At 72.3% G+C, this 16077-nt stretch carries 15 protein-coding genes and 1 pseudogene; 4 read left to right on the top strand and 12 right to left on the bottom strand.

The genetic code is table 11. The annotated features are described in order from the left end of the window. Positions 1 to 23: 23 nt before the first annotated feature. From QUE38_RS06470 to QUE38_RS06425, 10 genes are all read right to left on the bottom strand, one after another. Positions 24 to 539, bottom strand: coding sequence for a hypothetical protein (locus tag QUE38_RS06470; protein ID WP_286310837.1), 516 nt, complete (start codon positions 537 to 539; stop codon positions 24 to 26). A gap of 97 nt (positions 540 to 636) precedes the next feature. Further along, on the bottom strand, positions 637 to 969 hold the full coding sequence (locus QUE38_RS06465; protein ID WP_286310836.1) for a UBP-type zinc finger domain-containing protein: 333 nt from the start codon (positions 967 to 969) through the stop codon (positions 637 to 639). Continuing rightward, positions 966 to 2600 carry an FAD-dependent oxidoreductase gene (locus QUE38_RS06460; RefSeq protein WP_286310834.1) on the bottom strand — a complete coding sequence of 545 codons (1635 nt, stop codon included), beginning with the start codon at positions 2598 to 2600 and terminating at the stop codon, positions 966 to 968. Before QUE38_RS06460 ends, QUE38_RS06465 begins: the two co-directional genes overlap by 4 nt. Before the next feature lie 86 nt (positions 2601 to 2686). Further along, complete coding sequence (locus QUE38_RS06455) at positions 2687 to 3025, bottom strand: hypothetical protein (protein WP_286310832.1); 339 nt, start codon at positions 3023 to 3025, stop codon at positions 2687 to 2689. Continuing rightward, positions 3022 to 4017 carry a hypothetical protein gene (locus QUE38_RS06450; protein ID WP_286310830.1) on the bottom strand — a complete coding sequence of 332 codons (996 nt, stop codon included), beginning with the start codon at positions 4015 to 4017 and terminating at the stop codon, positions 3022 to 3024. Before QUE38_RS06450 ends, QUE38_RS06455 begins: the two co-directional genes overlap by 4 nt. 2 nt (positions 4018 to 4019) lie before the next feature. Further along, the gene (locus tag QUE38_RS06445) at positions 4020 to 5387 is read right to left on the bottom strand and encodes a M12 family metallopeptidase (protein WP_286310828.1); all 1368 of its coding nucleotides are present in this window, start codon (positions 5385 to 5387) and stop codon (positions 4020 to 4022) included. Between the two features lie 216 nt (positions 5388 to 5603). Beyond that, complete coding sequence (locus QUE38_RS06440; RefSeq protein WP_286310826.1) at positions 5604 to 6326, bottom strand: metal-dependent transcriptional regulator; 723 nt, start codon at positions 6324 to 6326, stop codon at positions 5604 to 5606. A gap of 23 nt (positions 6327 to 6349) precedes the next feature. Further along, positions 6350 to 7240 (bottom strand): metal ABC transporter permease, encoded by an 891-nt coding sequence (locus QUE38_RS06435; RefSeq protein ID WP_286310824.1) that lies wholly within the window; start codon positions 7238 to 7240, stop codon positions 6350 to 6352. Positions 7241 to 7334: 94 nt separating this feature from the next. Next, positions 7335 to 8105, bottom strand: coding sequence for a metal ABC transporter ATP-binding protein (locus QUE38_RS06430; protein WP_286310822.1), 771 nt, complete (start codon positions 8103 to 8105; stop codon positions 7335 to 7337). Next, positions 8102 to 9055 carry a metal ABC transporter substrate-binding protein gene (locus QUE38_RS06425; protein ID WP_286310819.1) on the bottom strand — a complete coding sequence of 318 codons (954 nt, stop codon included), beginning with the start codon at positions 9053 to 9055 and terminating at the stop codon, positions 8102 to 8104. Before QUE38_RS06425 ends, QUE38_RS06430 begins: the two co-directional genes overlap by 4 nt. Positions 9056 to 9167: 112 nt before the next feature. Here QUE38_RS06425 and QUE38_RS06420 point away from each other — a divergent pair, with 112 nt between their 5' ends. Further along, entirely contained in the window at positions 9168 to 9833 is a 666-nt protein-coding gene (locus tag QUE38_RS06420) for a TrmH family RNA methyltransferase (protein WP_286310818.1), read from the top strand. A 265-nt stretch (positions 9834 to 10098) separates the two neighbouring features. Here QUE38_RS06420 and argG read toward each other — a convergent pair whose 3' ends face one another. Continuing rightward, on the bottom strand, positions 10099 to 11538 hold the full coding sequence (gene argG, locus QUE38_RS06415; RefSeq protein ID WP_286310816.1) for an argininosuccinate synthase: 1440 nt from the start codon (positions 11536 to 11538) through the stop codon (positions 10099 to 10101). Positions 11539 to 11685: 147 nt separating this feature from the next. On the opposite strand from argG, the gene QUE38_RS06410 reads away from it, so the two are divergent. The 3 genes and pseudogenes from QUE38_RS06410 to QUE38_RS06400 all read left to right on the top strand — a co-directional run bounded on the left by QUE38_RS06410 (position 11686) and on the right by QUE38_RS06400 (position 14526). Continuing rightward, entirely contained in the window at positions 11686 to 12054 is a 369-nt protein-coding gene (locus tag QUE38_RS06410; protein WP_286310814.1) for a DUF4440 domain-containing protein, read from the top strand. A gap of 111 nt (positions 12055 to 12165) precedes the next feature. Further along, a pseudogene (locus QUE38_RS06405) lies at positions 12166 to 12582 on the top strand (DUF3151 family protein); the annotation flags it as partial. A 657-nt stretch (positions 12583 to 13239) separates the two neighbouring features. After that, the gene (locus QUE38_RS06400) at positions 13240 to 14526 is read left to right on the top strand and encodes an adenylosuccinate synthase (RefSeq protein WP_286311683.1); all 1287 of its coding nucleotides are present in this window, start codon (positions 13240 to 13242) and stop codon (positions 14524 to 14526) included. Positions 14527 to 14763: 237 nt separating this feature from the next. On the opposite strand, the gene srmL is transcribed toward QUE38_RS06400, so the two are convergent. Then, entirely contained in the window at positions 14764 to 15942 is a 1179-nt protein-coding gene (gene srmL, locus QUE38_RS06395) for a PheS-related mystery ligase SrmL (protein WP_286310813.1), read from the bottom strand. Between the last annotated feature and the right edge of the window lie 135 nt (positions 15943 to 16077).

Genomic DNA, 16077 nt, shown 5'->3' with positions numbered 1-16077 from the left:
GGGCAGCCGTGCGGAGGTCACGATCAGTTTCCCCAGCGAGCGGTGTAGATCGACTCGAGCCACTCGAAGAGCGCTGCCAGCAGCCCGTATGCCACGGCTCCGGCGACCGAGAAGATCAACAGATTGAGAAGGGAAGCTGAATGGCTCGCCGCGACCGGCGTCATCAGCAACCACCAGCCCACGCCGACCGCGGCGCCGATTGCGACCGGCCACCAGTATCCGCCAGCCGCGAAGTAGCGACGTTTGACGCGTCGAGCCGCGTGCGATGCGTATGAGAGCGCAGCGATCTGAGCATCGATGTGACCGAGCTTCTCGGCGGCCACAGCTGCCTCGTAGCCGAGACGAATGTTCTGGAGATCTCGCCTGGGGGTCGTGTGGGTGGCGATCCAGAAGGTGACGACGATACCCAGTGTCACCAGGATCACATTCGCCACATCGAGCCAGATCCCGAGACTGGCGAACCACCCGGCGAGGTCGACGAGCACCCAGGTCAGGAACGCATCGAACAGGGACTCGGAGTAGCCATCGGTCAGCACCATGTCGACAACGTAGCGGCCGATTTCGTCCGCCGACCATCCCCGAGAACAGGGGTGTTGTCCGCATCGCGATCGCAGAGCGTACTCGCCGTGGCGTGCGTCAGCGCACGAGCGATTCCCAGTCGTCGGGCACGCTGCCCGCCGGGCCGGGGCAGGGCTGGTCCAGCGGCCGCGAGAGCGGCGGCGAGAGCGGCACGGGTCGTGCGCCGGCCTCGCGCTCGAAGTCCCAGAACCAGTCCTCGTCGGGTTCGAAACTCGTCATCACCGCGTGCCCGTGCGCCATCGCGTGCTCGCGTGCGTGCCGGGCGGGCGACGAGTCGCAGCATCCGATGAACCCGCATTCGACGCAGCGGCGCAGGTGCCACCACCAGCCGCCGGCCTCGATGCACGACGCGCACCCGGTGCCCTGCGGCGGCGGAGCGAGCTCCGTCATGCCGGCACCTCCATCGCGGCGAGGGCGCGGTGCACGGATGCCACGGCGCTGGAGCCCTCGCCGACGGCCGCCGCGACCCGCTTCATCGACCCGCGGCGCACGTCGCCCGCGGCGAACACGCCGGGTATCGACGTCTCGAACGGCAGCGGCATGCGGCCGACCGCCTGCCACTCGTCGCCGAGGCCGAGCACGTCGGCGCCGGTGAGCACGAACCCGTGGTCGTCGCGGTCGACGTCGGCGAGCCAGCCGGTCGACGGCTCGGCGCCGATGAAGCAGAACAGCTGGCTGCAGGCGACGCGCTCCCCCGGGGCATCCGCTCCGCCCGTCGCCCTGAGGGCGACCGCCTCGAGCGCGCCCTCGCCGTGCAGCTCGCCGACCTCGGTGCCGGCGTGCACCTCGATGCGCGGATCCTCGCGGATGCGGTCGACGAGGTAGCTCGACATGCGCGCCCCGATGTCGTCGCTGCGCACGACCAGGTGCACGCGGCAGCCGCTCGCCGCCAGCGCGAGCGCCGCCTGCCCGGCGGAGTTCGCGCCGCCGACGACGACCACGTCGCGCCCCGCGGCCTGACGGATCTCGAGCGCCGTGGCCGCATACGAGATGCCCGCGCCCTCGAAGTCGGCCCAGCGCGGCAGCGCGAGCGTGCGGTACGAGACGCCCGTCGCGACGATCACCGAACGCGCGTCGACGGTCGTGCCGTCGGCGAGCACGAGCCGCAGCGGGCCGCCGTCGTGCTCGAGCCGCACGCCCTCGCACGGCGCGACGACCTGCACGCCGAACTTGAACGCCTGCAGCGACGCCTGCGCGGTGAGCGCGTCGCCGCTCACGCCGAACGGGAACCCGAGGTAGTTCTCGATGCGCGAGGTCGACGCCGACTGCCCGCCGGGCGCGACCGAATCGAGCAACACAGTGCGCAGGCCCTCGGATGCCCCGTAGATCGCGGCGGCCAGCCCCGCCGGGCCCGCGCCGACGACGGCGAGGTCGACCGCCACATCGTCGTCGGCCGTGTAGGCGAGGCCGAGCAACTCGGCCACCTGCCCGGGCGTCGCGTTGCGCAGGTACTCGCCCTGCACGATCGCGATGGGCAGGTCGTCCTCGGTGAGGTCGTGCACGTTCAGGTAGTCGGCCGGCACGTCGTCGGGATCGACCCAGGTGTGCACGAGCTCGAGGCGCTCGACGTAGCGGCGCAGGGCGTGGCCCTCGACGGTGCGGTCGGATGCCACGATCTTCAGCGTCCACGCTGCCGGGCCGGAGCGCAGCTGCTCACGCCTGGCCCACAGCGCGCGCAGCATGAGGTCGCACAGCTCATCGTCCTCGGCCATGAGCCGGGTGAGGCCGGCGTGGTCGATGCGGTGCACGGTGCCGGCCTCCGACACGCGTGCGGTGAGGAACGCGCGCTGTCCGTTCAGCAGCCCGAGCTCGCCGACGAACCCGCGCGGGCCGACCGTCGCGATCGTCGCCTCGCCCGCCCACGGCAGCTCGTCGCGCACGACATCGACAGCGCCGCGCTCGACGAGCACCAGGTCGTACCAGCGCTCGCCGGTGCGGAACAGCACGTCGCCCACCGCCGTGTCGACGGCGACGCCGTATCGGGTCAACCGCTCCCACTGCGCGTCCGTCAGTCGCGGCATGGCCGTCGTGCCTTCGCCTCCCATGCCCCCATCGTGCATCACGTCGGGCGCGGCGGGAAGGGGCGGGCGGATGCCCGGGATGCGGCTCAGATCACGCGCACGGGGACGACGCCGGCGCTCGCCGCATCCGTGCCCAGCACCTCCACCGGAATCGACTGCACCGTGAGCAGGTCGCCCTCGGCGAGGATGCCGTCGCCGTCGAAGTCGACGTGCACGCGCACGATCGCGTCGACGGGCACGTCGCCCACCTCGATCGAGAACGGGATGCTCGTGCCCCCGTCGATGCGCACGGCCTCGAGCGTCGTCTCCGCGACGCGGGTGGACGAGGCGTCCTGCAGCGACGCGTCCTCGACCGTGACCAGCACCGTCGCGGTGCCGGGCGACGCCGCGTCGTCGACCGCGACGACCCCGAATCTCGTGCTCATGCGACCACCATCCCACCGTCGGCTGCCGCGCGCACACCCCGCGGGCGCCCGCCGTCGCGCGCCGCGAGCGCGTCGGCGACCGCGGCCGTGATCGGCAGGCCCGCGCGCTCCTCGGCGAACAGCCAGAGCCCGGCCGGGTTCACCTCGAGGAACACGTACCGGCCGTCGGGCGTGCGCCGCAGGTCGATCGCGCCGTAGATGAGCCCGAGCCGGCGCATGAGGCGGCCGAGCAGGTCGGCGACGCCGGCGGGCAGCTCGACCGCGCGCACGGTCGCCTCGTCGAGCACCATGCGCATGTCGCTCGGCAGGCTCGTCCCGGTCGCGTCGATCTCGGCCGCGTACGCGACCCCGTCGACGACCGTGACGCGCAGGTCGACCCCGGGCACGTACTCCTGCAGGATGGTCGGCGCGTACCGCACCTGATCCAGCCGCTCGAGGTCGTCGGCGTCGAGCACGTGCGTCTCGCGCCATGCGTCGGTGCGGGCGAGGAACGCCTTGGTCACCACGCGACCGAGGCCCACCTCGTCGACGAACGCCCGCGCCCGCGCAGGGTCGCGCGTGACGACCGTGCGCGACAGGTCGAACCCGAGCTGGGAGGCGAGCGCCCACTGCAGCGGCTTGTGGTGCGCGCGGGCGTCGGCCGCAGGCGGGTTGATCCAGTCGAGGTCGAGCGCCCCGACGGCGCCCTCGAAGACCTCGCCCAGCTCGCTCGAGACGAAGCCGATCGCCGCCGGGTCGTCGATCGCGGGGTCGGGCGCGAAGCCCGAGAGCCGGCGCCACCACCCGGCGCGCTCGGCGAGCAGGTCGAACTCGCCGTCGGGCGTGTGCAGCCGCACCGCAGGGGCGTGCCCCGTGCGGTACTCGAGCTCGAGGGAGTCGGATGCCCCGAGGCGGGACGTGTCGAGCAGGGCCACACCGCGGCCGTCGCCGCGCAGGCGCGCGACGACGGCCGCGGTGTGGTCGTCCTCCTCGTAGCTGACCACGAGCACCATGGCTAGACCCCTGCCTCGTTCGCGAGGTCCTCTGCGAGTGCCGCGAGGGTCACGCGCACCTGGTCGAGCGCGGTCACGGCATCTGCGAGCGCGATCGCCCGAGCCTGCGCGATCTCCGCGGCATCCGCCCCGCCCCCGAGCCCCTGGCCGCCGGCCAGCGCCTCCTGGTAGTGGCTCACGAAGTCGCTCTGCCGCCCCAGCACGAACGGCAGTGCGCCGCGTCCGGCGAACGGGTTGGTGACGAGCTCGCGCGGGTTCACGCGCACGTTCTCGACGAGCGTGCCGAGGCCCTCGATGAGGGTGACCGGGTCGCTCGGCGGCCGCTTGATCGGGTCGCTCGCCGGATCCTTCACGACCTCCTTCTGGATCTCCTTCACCGGCTCCTTCACGATCTCCTTGACGCGCTTCGGGCCGTCGATCGCGGGGTTCTTGAAGACCTCGATGTCGGGGCGCTTCGTGATGTCGAGGATCGGCGCCTTCGGCCAGTTCAGGTTCGGGTACATGAGCTTCACGCCGTTGATGTCACCGGCGCTCAGCCCGTTGCGCTGGCCCATCGTGACGCCCGCCGGGAGCGGCACGCGCGGCACGATCGTCGGCTGTCCGTTCTTGCTGAACGCGGTGGCGGAGTAATGCATGATCGACCCGAAGTCGTACGCGCCGAGGTCGTCGCCGTCGGAGATGTGCTGGTTGAAGTTGTGCTCCTTGCCCGCGGTGATGTTCGCGAACCTGATCTCCACGAACGTGTCGCGGTCCTCGCGCGACTGCTCGTGCCAGAGCCCGACGGCGTGCCCGATCTCGTGGATCGTGCTGCCGAGCGAGCATCCCGTGCCGAGCGTGATCTGCTGCATGCCGCCGCGGCGACCGACGTGCGATGAGCAGCCGCTGCCGCCCACGAAGCGGACGAAGTCGGTCTCGGTCGTGCGCTGCACGAATTCGAGCGGCGTGTTCGACTCCCAGTGGGCGATCGCGTTGGTCACGCGCGACTGGTTCGTGAGCCCCGGGTCGATCTCGAACGGGACCCGCCCGTTCGGCCAGCGGAACTGCGCCCCGCTGATGCCGACCGAGAACTGCAGCCCCTCGGGATCGCTCGTGAGCTTCGACACGTCGCGCTCGAGCGCCTCCTCGACCGTGCCGATGACGATGTCGCCCTCGACGACGGCCATGCCGTCGATGTCGGCCCAGACCACGGGCTTGGAGGTGAACCCGAACCCATCGATGAGCGCGGTGCCGCAGGCGTCACCCGCGGCGAACTCGCCCGACTCCGAGTAGCTGTATGACGCCTTCGACTTCGATGATGCGCTCGACCTGGACGTCGAGCCGGACTTCGTGGACGAGCGCTTCGCGCCCGATCCGCTGCTCTGCTGAGCCATGATGATCGTCCCTTTCCCCCGATGGAGCCGTCGGCTCCGGTGTGACTTCGGTGTGATGGGACGAGCCCCGAGCGCCCGCCAGTCGCCATGGTGCTCCGGGGTCGCCGATGCGGCATCGGGGAACACACTGACCCTCGTTCGGGGGGAGCCGTGTCGACGCCCGCTCACTGCTCATCGACTCGGCGAGCCGGCCGGCGAGTGAACTGCCGGGTCGGGTCAGGCGGTCACCCAGATGGCGTCGGCGTGCGACCGCGGCAGGTGCAGCGGTGCCGAGGCGACGGGCGCCGGCCCGGGGGCATCCGCTCGCCCTGCAGCAGCGGCCGATGCGAGCGAGGCAGGGTCGAGCTCGACCGTGACGGCGTCGGGCGTGGCCTCCGTGAGGGTGAGCACCGTGTCGAGCCCCACGCCCACCTCGACCAGGTCGCGCAGCACCGCCGGGTCGCGGTCCGAGATGCGCACCACGCGGCCGACATGGGCGACGGATGCCTCGGAGAGCAGCACCGCCTCGGCCTGCACGCGCGTGCCGTCGGCGTGGGGGATGGGGTCGCCGTGCGGGTCGCGGTCGGGCCGGCCGAGCCGGGCGTCGATCGCCTCGAGCAGCCGGTCGCTCAGCGCGTGCTCGAGCACCTCGGCCTCGTCGTGCACCTCGTCCCACGCGTAGCCCATCTCGCGCACGAGCCAGGTCTCGATGAGCCGGTGCCGCCGCACGACCGCGAGCGCGCGCGTCGTGCCGCCCGGCGTGAGGCGCACTGCGCCGTACGGCACGTGCGACACGAGCCCGGCCGCGGCCATCTTCTTCACCATCTCGGTGACCGACGACGGCGCGACGCCGAGCTTGCCGGCGAGCACCGAGGGCGTGATCGGTTCGCTCTGCCACTCGGTGTGGCCGTAGATGGTCTTGAGGTAGTCCTCGACTGCGGGGCTCGTGGAGGCGGGCATCGGGGTCAGGATAGCGGCGGCGATCAGGAGACGCTGGCCGCCACGTCGTCGGTGGGCGCCCCCGTGCGCCGAACGGGCGCTCGCCGCAGCATCCGCACCACCACGCCCTGCCGCGGGGCGAACAGGTACGCGATCGCGAACGCGACGCCCATCGCCAGCACGACCATGCCGCCCGACGACGTGTCGAGGTAGTAGCTGGCGTAGATGCCGGCGAGGGCGCTCGCGGCGGCGATCGCGGGTGAGATCAGCAGCATCCGCCCGAACCGGTCGGTGAGCAGGTATGCGGTCGCGCCCGGGATGATCACCATCGCGACCACGAGCACCACGCCGACCGCCTGCAGCGCGACGACGACCGTGAGCGCGAGCAGGCCGAGCAGCAGGGCGGCGAGCGCGCGCGGGTTGAGGCCGATCGCGTTCGCGTGCGTCGGGTCGAACGCGTAGAGGGTGAGGTCGCGGCGCTTGAACACCAGGATCGCGAGCGTGATCGCGCCGAGGCCGAGCACCTGCACGAGGTCGGCGGTGTTCACGCCGAGCAGGTTGCCGAACAGGATGTGCCCGAGGTCGGTCTGGCTCGGGAACACCGAGATGAGCACCAGGCCGAGCGCGAACAGGGTCGTGAAGACCACGCCGATCGCGGCGTCCTCCTTCACACGGCTCGTCGAGCGCACGAGGAAGATGAGCGCGACCGCAGCGAACCCGAACACCAGCGCGCCGACCGCGAACGGCGTGCCGAGCAGGTACGCGATCACCACGCCCGGCAGCACGGCGTGCGACACGGCGTCGCCGAGCAGCGACCAGCCGATGAGCACGAGCCAGCAGCTCAGCACGCCGCAGACGACCGCCGCCGTGACGGTGACCGCGAGCGCGCGCTGCATGAAGTCGTAGGTCAGCGGCTCGAGGAGGAAGTCGATCATCGGCGCCCCCTCGGTCGGGGAGGGAGAGGCGAGCGGATGCCCCTGGGTGCGGCGCCACGCGATCGAAGCGAGCGGATGCCCCTGAGCCCGGCGCTCATGCCGCCTCCTCGGGCCGGCGCAGCACGTCGAGGCCGAACGCCCGCACGAGGTGCTCGGGTTGCAGCACGACCTTGGGCGCGCCATGCACGAGCACGCGCCGCAGGAACAGGATCGCCTCGTCGGCGAGGTCGGCCAGCGCGTGCAGGTCGTGGGTCGAGACGAGCACGGTCGCGCCGCCGTCGGCGAGCTCGCGCAGCAGCTCGGTGACCGTCGCCTCGGTGCGCTTGTCGACGCCCGCGAACGGCTCGTCGAGCAGCAGGATGCGCGCGCCCTGCGCGAGGCCGCGCGCGACGAAGGCGCGCTTGCGCTGCCCGCCCGACAGCGCGCCGATCTGGCGGCCGGCGAGGTCGGCCAGCTCGACCCGCTCGAGCGCGTGGTCGACGGCCTCGTGGTCCGCGCGGCGCGCACGGCGGGTCGGCCCCTGGAACCCGTATCGCCCCATCATCACCACGTCGCGCACGCTGAGCGGGAACGACCAGTCGACGTCCTCGCTCTGCGGCACGTAGCCGATCGCGCCCGCCTTGCGGGCGGCCTTCGCGGGCCCGCCGTCGATCGCGATGCGCCCTTCGTCGGGGCGCACCATGCCCATGATCGCCTTGAACAGGGTCGACTTGCCCGACCCGTTCATGCCGACGAGCCCGCACACGCGGCCGGCGCCGATCTCGAGCGACGCGTCGTCGACGGCGAGCACGTCGCCGTAGCGCACGGTGAGGTGCTCGACCGCGATGGCGGGGGCGGATGCCCCTGGGCTGACCGCGCCCGTCATCCCGCGCTCCCCGTGAGAGCCGCGACGATCGTGTCGGCGTCGTGGCGCAGCAGCTCGAGGTACGTCGGCACGGGGCCGTCGGCCTCGGAGAGCGAGTCGACGTAGAGCGTTCCGCCGAAGGCGGCATCCGTCGCGTCGACCACCTGCTGCATCGGCTTGTCGCTCACGGTCGACTCGCAGAACACGGCCGGCACCTCGTTGTCGCGCACGAACTCGATCGTGCCCGCGATCTGCTGCGGGGTGGCCTGCTGCTCGGCGTTGACGGCCCAGATGTAGCGCTCGGTGAGCCCCGCGTCGCGGGCCAGGTACGAGAAGGCGCCCTCGCAGGTGACGAGTGCGCGCTCGGCCTCGGGCAGCGCGGCGAGCTCGGCGACCAGCTCGTCGTGCACGGCCTGCAGCTCGTCGGAGTATGCGGCGGCGTTCGCGGTGTACGCGTCGGCGTTGGCGGGGTCGAGCTCGGCGAACGCGTCGGCCATGTTCGCGGCGTACACCTGCACGTTGAGCGGCGACATCCAGGCGTGCGGGTTCGGCAGCCCCGCGTACGCGTCCTCCGCGATCGACATGACCTCGACGCCCTCGCTCACCACGACGTGCGGCACGTCGAGCCCCTCGACGAACTGCGCGAACCACGCCTCGAGGTTCAGCCCGTTGTCGAGGATCAGGTCGGCCTCCGCCGCGCGCCGCAGGTCGCCGGGCGTCGGCTCGTACCCGTGGATCTCCGCGCCGACCTTCGTGATCGACTCGACCCGCAGGTGCTCGCCGGCGACCTCCTGCGCGATGTCCTGCAGCACCGTGAACGTGGTGAGCACGACCGGGCGGTCGTCGTCCTCGCCGTTCGCGGCGACGGCGCAGCCGGCCAGCGCGAGGGCGGTCGCGACGGCACCTGCGAGCGCGGCGACGGCGCGTGCGCTGCGGCGTCGGCCCGGGGCATCCGTCGACCTTTTCGGCATACCGAAATCGTACACAGGTTTCGGGTCACCGAAAAGCAGCCGAGCGGATGCCGCGTGCCGGCGCCCGACCGCGTTGTCGGTGCGCCCCGGGCATCCGCCGTAGCCTTGGGGCGTGCAGACCTCACCCGAGCCGGAGCGCGCGCCCGAGCCGAGCCCCGAGCGCTCGACGCACGGCGTCGGTCCGTGGCCCGGCGGGCCGGACGCGTGGCCCGACGACCCGCGCTTCGACCCCGAGCTGCTCGCGGCGGGCGACACGCGCAACGTGATCGACCGGTACCGCTACTGGCGCATGGACGCGATCGTGGCCGATCTCGACGAGCGGCGGCATCCGTTCCACGTGGCCATCGAGAACTGGCAGCACGACATGAACATCGGGTCGATCGTGCGCAGCGCGAACGCGTTCGCGGCCGACACCGTGCACATCATCGGGCGTCGCCGCTGGAACAAGCGCGGCGCGATGGTGACCGACCGCTACCAGCATGTCGACCACCACGACGACGTCGCGTCCTTCGAGGCCTGGGCCCGCGCGGCGGGCGTGCCGATCATCGCGGTCGACAACGTGCCCGGCGCCGTGCCGATCGAGACGTTCGCCTGGCCCGACCGCTGCGTGCTCCTGTTCGGGCAGGAGGGACCGGGCCTCTCCTCCGAGGCGACCGACGCCGCCGACGCCGTCGTCGAGATCACCCAGTTCGGCTCGACCCGCTCGATCAACGCCTCCGCGGCTGCCGCGATCGCGATGCACTCCTGGGTGCTCGCCCACGCCGACCTGCCCGGCTGACGCGGCGCCGCGCTCTGGCCGCGCTCGCTGACCGCCGCGCGCCGTCCGGCACGCTCAACGCGTTCGGGCACGTCGAACTCGACCTGCCGAACCGAACTCGGCCTGCCGAACCGAACTCGGCCCGCCGAACCGAGTTCGACACGGCCCAAACCACCGGCCCGTCGAAATCACACCGGCCCGTGTTCCAGCGCGTGCCGGTGTGATTTGGGCGGGCCGGTGCGGAGCTGGCGGCGATGGCGGGGGCGGAGCCGCCGTCGGAGACGCGTCAGTCGGTGCCGAGGTCGAACGCCGCCGCCTCGTTCGCGGCGTCGGTCGCCGCCTCGAGGTCGCGGTCGTGCTCCTCGCCCTCCGACTCGCCGACGATCGCGAGCGCCTCGCCCTCGGTGAGGTCGCCCACGAGCGACGCGGTCGCGCCGCCGACGATGCCGAGGTGCGCGTACTGCTCGAGGCGGGCGCGCGAGTCGGCGATGTCGAGGTTGCGCATGGTCAGCTGGCCGATGCGGTCCAAGGGGCCGAAGGCCTGGTCGCCGACGCGCTCCATCGAGAGCTTGTCGGGGTGGTACGACAGCGCCGGGCCCGACGTGTCGAGGATCGTGTAGTCGTCGCCGCGACGCAGGCGCAGCGTGACCTCGCCGGTGACGGCCGAGCCGACCCAGCGCACGATCGACTCGCGCAGCATGAGCGACTGCGGGTCGAGCCAGCGGCCCTCGTACATGAGGCGGCCGAGGCGCCGGCCCTCGTTGTGGTAGTTCGCGACCGTGTCCTCGTTGTGGATCGCGTTGAGCAGCCGCTCGTAGGTGATGTGCAGCAGCGCCATGCCCGGCGCCTCGTAGATGCCGCGCGACTTCGCCTCGATGATGCGGTTCTCGATCTGGTCGCTCATGCCGAGTCCGTGGCGGCCGCCGATGGCGTTCGCCTCGAGCACCAGGTCGACCGGGTTCGCGTACTCGACGCCGTTCAGCGCCACCGGGCGACCCTGCTCGAACCGCACGGTCACGTCCTCCGCGGCGATCTCGACGTCGTCGCGCCAGAACGGCACGCCCATGATCGGGTCGACGATCGTGACGCCCGCGTCGAGGTCCTCGAGCTTCTTCGCCTCGTGCGTCGCGCCCCAGATGTTCGCGTCGGTCGAGTACGCCTTCTCGACGGATGCCCGGTAGGGCAGGTCGCGCGCCTGCAGCCATTCGCTCATCTCGGTGCGGCCGCCGAGCTCGGTGACGAAGTCGGCGTCGAGCCACGGCTTGTAGATGCGCAGCCGCGGGTTGGCCATCAGGCCGTAGCGGTAGAACCGCTCGATGTCGTTGCCCTTGTAGGTGGAGCCGTCGCCCCAGATGTCGACACCGTCGTCCATCATGGCGCGCACGAGCAGCGTGCCCGTGACCGCGCGGCCGAGCGGCGTGGTGTTGAAGTACGTCTTGCCGCCGGAGCGGATGTGGAACGCACCGCACTGCAGCGCGACGAGCCCCTCCTCGACGAGCGCGGTCTTGCAGTCGACCAGGCGCGAGATCTCGGCGCCGTACTCGATCGCGCGGCCGGGCACCGCCTCGACGTCGGGCTCGTCGGGCTGGCCGAGGTCGCCCGTGTACGTGCAGGGCACGGCGCCCTTCTCGCGCATCCAGGCGACGGCCACCGAGGTGTCCAGTCCGCCGGAGAAGGCGATGCCGACGCGCTCGCCGACGGGAAGGGAAGTGAGGACCTTGGACATGCACACCAGCCTACTTGCGCGCGCGTGCGCGACCTGAATCGTGACGGGGCGGGCGAGGGCGACGGATGCCTCTGAGCGGGCGCGCGGCTCAGAGGCATCCGTCACCGGGCACTGTGCAGCGGATGCCTCTGGGTCTAGCGTGGCCTCATGACCGAGATCACCGACGATCTTCCCGCCCGCCTGCTGCACGAGGAGCACTCCGGGTGGCGCGCCATCCTCGACGGCCACGGCGGCGAGCACTACACCCGCGCGATGACGCGCGACGGACTCATGATCGTGGAGGGCGCCGTGCTCGGCCGCGACGAGATGATGCAGGCGTTCGCCGGCAACGCGCCGTGGGAGCACTACGAGATCCACGAGCCGGCGGTCGTGCGGCTCGGCGAGCGGGCGGGCGTGCTCGCGTACCGGGCGGTCGCGCGGCGCGGGGACGACGAGGTGCAGCTGCGCATGTCAACCACGTACCTCTACGAGGGCGGCGCATGGCACGTCGCCGCGCACCAGCAGACCCCGGTCTGACGCACCGCCCGCCCGCGCCCCGGCCCCGCCCCCTCGGCGCCGCCCCTCGGCCCCGCCCCCTCGGCGAGTCGTCATGAAGTGTCGGAATCCACGTGCGGATAGCGACATCTCATGACGACTCGCGGGAAGGGGGATGACGCGGGACGGCGCCGCAGCCGGGGCGAAACGGGCCCTCGCGATAGAGTGAAGTGTGAGCGCAGACGAGACGAACGGGCGTACCGAACGGTACCTGCCCGACGAGACCGCCGTACGCGAGGCGCTCCAGGGGGCCGGCGGGCTGACGTCGCCGGCATCGTGGGGGCGAATCCGCAGTCACCGTTGGCCTGGGCAGAACTCGCCGACATCGCCGATTCCGAGGGGCGGGTGACCGACACGTACGCGAGTGCGACCGTCGCCGTCGACCGCGCGCGCGAGGTGCTGCGCGAGTCCGGCTGGCAGCCGGGCGACGCGGTGCTCTGGTCGCACGAGCCCAACCGCGCCTACCTGCGCGCGCTCGACGCGAAGCGCCGCGCCGCGAACTCGCTCGGCCTCGCCGCCGAGGCGGGGTCCGCCGCCGACGAGCTCGCGGCCGCCGACCCCGACGCCCAGATGCGCATCGCCTCGGAGTTCACGCCGACCCAGGTCATCTCGCTCGACGAGGTGCAGGCCATGCTCGCCGAGCGCGTTGCGGCGCAGACCGCCGAGGCCGAGGCTGCGATCGCCGCAGCGGACGCCGCCGGGTACACCGCCGACGCCCCGTCCGCCGACGCCCTGTCTACCGAGGAGCCCGCCGACGCCCCGGACGCGCCGGTCGAGGAGGCGCCGGTCGACGAAGCACCGGGCGAGGAGGCGCCCGCCGCGCCCGTCTCGGCCGCGTACGCGGCCGGGGCCGACGTGCCGCCGACCGTCGCGCCGGAGGCGCAGCCGGCCGTGCCGGCGCCCGTTCCCGCGAGCTGGGCGTTCGACGGAGCGCCGACGCCGTCGTACACGAGCGCGGAGCCCGCCGCCGACGCTGCCGACGCTGCCGAATCCGCCGACGACGAGCCGCGGCACGACACCGCCGAGATCCCCGACGACGTCGACGGGTCGTCGAACGGCGTCGAGCCCGGGGCATCCGAGTCGCCTGATGACGACGCCGAGCCCGAGGCATCCGTCACCGCCGAGGACGTCGAGACGGTCTCCGTCGACGACGACGGGGGCGCTGACGTGCCGGCGATCATCCTGATCGGTGCGCAGTGGGGTGACGAAGGCAAGGGCAAGGCGACCGACCTGCTCGGTCCGCGCGTCGACTACGTCGTCAAGTTCAACGGCGGCAACAACGCCGGGCACACCGTCGTCGTGGGCGACGAGAAGTACGCGCTGCACCTGCTGCCGTCGGGCATCCTGACACCCGGCGTCACGCCGATCATCGCCAACGGCGTGGTCGTCGACATCGAGGTGCTGTTCGATGAGCTCACCGCGCTCTCGTCGCGGGGCGTCGACGTGTCGAAGCTGCGCATCAGCGCCAACGCGCACGTGATCACGCAGTACCACCGCACGCTCGACAAGGTGACCGAGCGGTTCCTCGGCAAGCGGCAGATCGGTACGACCGGTCGCGGCATCGGGCCCGCGTATGCCGACAAGATCAACCGTGTCGGCATCCGCATGCAGGACCTCTTCGACGAGAACATCCTGCGGCAGAAGGTCGAGGGCGCGCTCGACCAGAAGAACCACCTGCTGCTGAAGATCTACAACCGCCGCGCGATCGGCGTCGACGAGATCGTCGACGACCTGCTCTCGTACGCCGACCGGCTGCGCCCGATGGTCACCGACACCGCGCTGATGCTGCACCAGGCGCTCGACGCGGGCGACACCGTGCTGTTCGAGGGCGGCCAGGCGACCATGCTCGACGTCGACCACGGCACGTACCCGTTCGTGACGTCGTCGAACGCCACCTCGGGCGGCGCGATCACCGGCTCGGGCATCGCGCCGAACCGCATCGACCGCGTGATCGCCGTCGTGAAGGCGTACACGACCCGCGTCGGCGCCGGCCCGTTCCCGACCGAGCTGTTCGACGAGTCGGGCGAGTTCCTGCGCGCGAAGGGCTTCGAGTTCGGCACGACCACCGGGCGCCCGCGCCGCTGCGGCTGGTACGACGCGCCGATCGCGCGCTTCACCGCCCGCATCAACGGCGTGACCGACTTCGTGCTGACCAAGCTCGACGTGCTCACCGGGCTCGAGACCATTCCCGTCTGCGTCGCCTACGACGTCGACGGCGAGCGGTTCGACGAGCTGCCCGTCAACCAGTCGGACTTCCACCACGCGACGCCGATCTACGAGGAGTTCCCGGGCTGGACCGAGGACATCACGGGCGCCCGCACCTTCGACGAACTGCCGAAGGCCGCGCAGGACTACGTGCTGGCGATCGAGGCGATGAGCGGCGCGCGCATCTCGGCGATCGGCGTCGGCCCCGGCCGCGACGCGATCGTCGTGCGCCACGACCTGCTCGACTGACGTTTCGGGGCGCTTTTCAGGAAGTCGACCCGGATCCGGCCGCGCACCCGCCGACGTGGGGCGGCACTTTTCAGGAGCCGCCGCGCGCCGGTGGCGCAGATCGCCGCAGGTTCGGGCTCTCGCGCACGAGATCGGCGGCGGGCACCGGCCCGATGCATGAATCTGCACCGGCGCCCGCCCGGCATCCTGAAAAGTGACGGATGCCGCTGATCCGGCGCTCCTGAAAAGTGCCGCAGTTCACGGGCCGGCGATGAGTTCGCGCACCTCGCCCTCGTGCAGCGCGAGGTAGACGCGGTCGCGCAGCACGTTCGCGTCGGCGTCGGTGAGCGTGCGGTCGAGCGGGCGCAGCACGAGACGCACCAGCGCGTTGCGGTCGCCCGGCCGGGTGCGCAGGCGTTCGCGGGCCGCGGCGGGCAGCTCCGAGGCATCCGTCACCGCCAGCACCTCGAGCGACTCGAGCACGTCGGCCTCCGCGCCGAGCGCATCGCGCGCCCGGTCGCCGAGCAACTCGTCGTCGACGTCGCCCGCGACCACGAGCGACAGGTCGCGCCGCACGGCGGGCTGCGACGACATGGGCCGCCACGGCTCGAGGTCGCGCATCTGGGCGGCGACGAGCGGGTGCGCCGAGCGCAGCATCCGGATGTCGGGAATGCCCTTGCGCAGCATGAGCGCCCGATCGAGACCCATGCCGAGCGCGACCCCGGTCCAGAGGTGCGGGTCGAGCCCGGCGCGACGGATCACTCCGCGATCGATCGCGCCGCACTCCGCGAGCTCGACCCACTCGCCGTCGTGCCTGACATCGACCTGCCGGCCGTCGCGGGTGTACGGATGCCTCGCCGGCACCTGTCGCCACCGCGCGCCCGGCAGCACGGCGTCGACGACCGCTCCCGCGAGCTCGTCGAGCGTCTCGCCCGGCAGGTAGCCGCGGTCGGCGACGCGCCAGAGGTCGAGCTGGTGCGGGGTGCCGACGTGCAGGCGGTCGACCGCATCGCGGCGGTGGGTGACGCCGGGCAGGGCGTGCACGACGTCGTAGCCGCGCGGGGGATCGGCGGCGAGGCCGCGCAGGATCGCGGGCACGCCCGAGCTGGTGTGGCTGCGCAGCATGACGCCGGGGGCGACGTACCGGGTGTAGCGCGCGTCGCGCGTGACGTCGGCGGGGTCGTAGCCGAGCTGGTCGTAGTTGTCGGCGACGGTGACGAGCGGGGTCGAGCGGGTGACGGCGACGGGCGTGCCCCAGAGCGCGCCGACGGCATCGAGCACGTCGGCGAGCACGAGCTGCATCGCGTGTGGGCCCTGGGCGGGGTCGGCGAGGTCGCGCACGGCGAGGGCGTCGCGCACCGCGTCGGCGGTGAGCAGGCGCACGGCGGGAGCGGGCGCGGGAACGGGAGCGGGCGAGCGATCGGCGAGGGTGGGCATGGCGGAGTCCTTTGCGAGTGAGAGCGGATGGAGGATGCTCCCCCGTCCGGCCCGTCACCGGGACGTCGCGGCCCTACGAGAGTGCGCGCATCGACGATCGCCCCGGGCCGAGAGCCGGCCGGGGGCGACGAAATC

This window comes from Agromyces mangrovi (assembly GCF_030296695.1).
Taxonomy (GTDB): Bacteria; Actinomycetota; Actinomycetes; order Actinomycetales; family Microbacteriaceae; genus Agromyces; species Agromyces mangrovi.
Note: the sequence above shows the minus strand (reverse complement) of the source record. Positions and strands in the feature narration are given on the sequence as shown.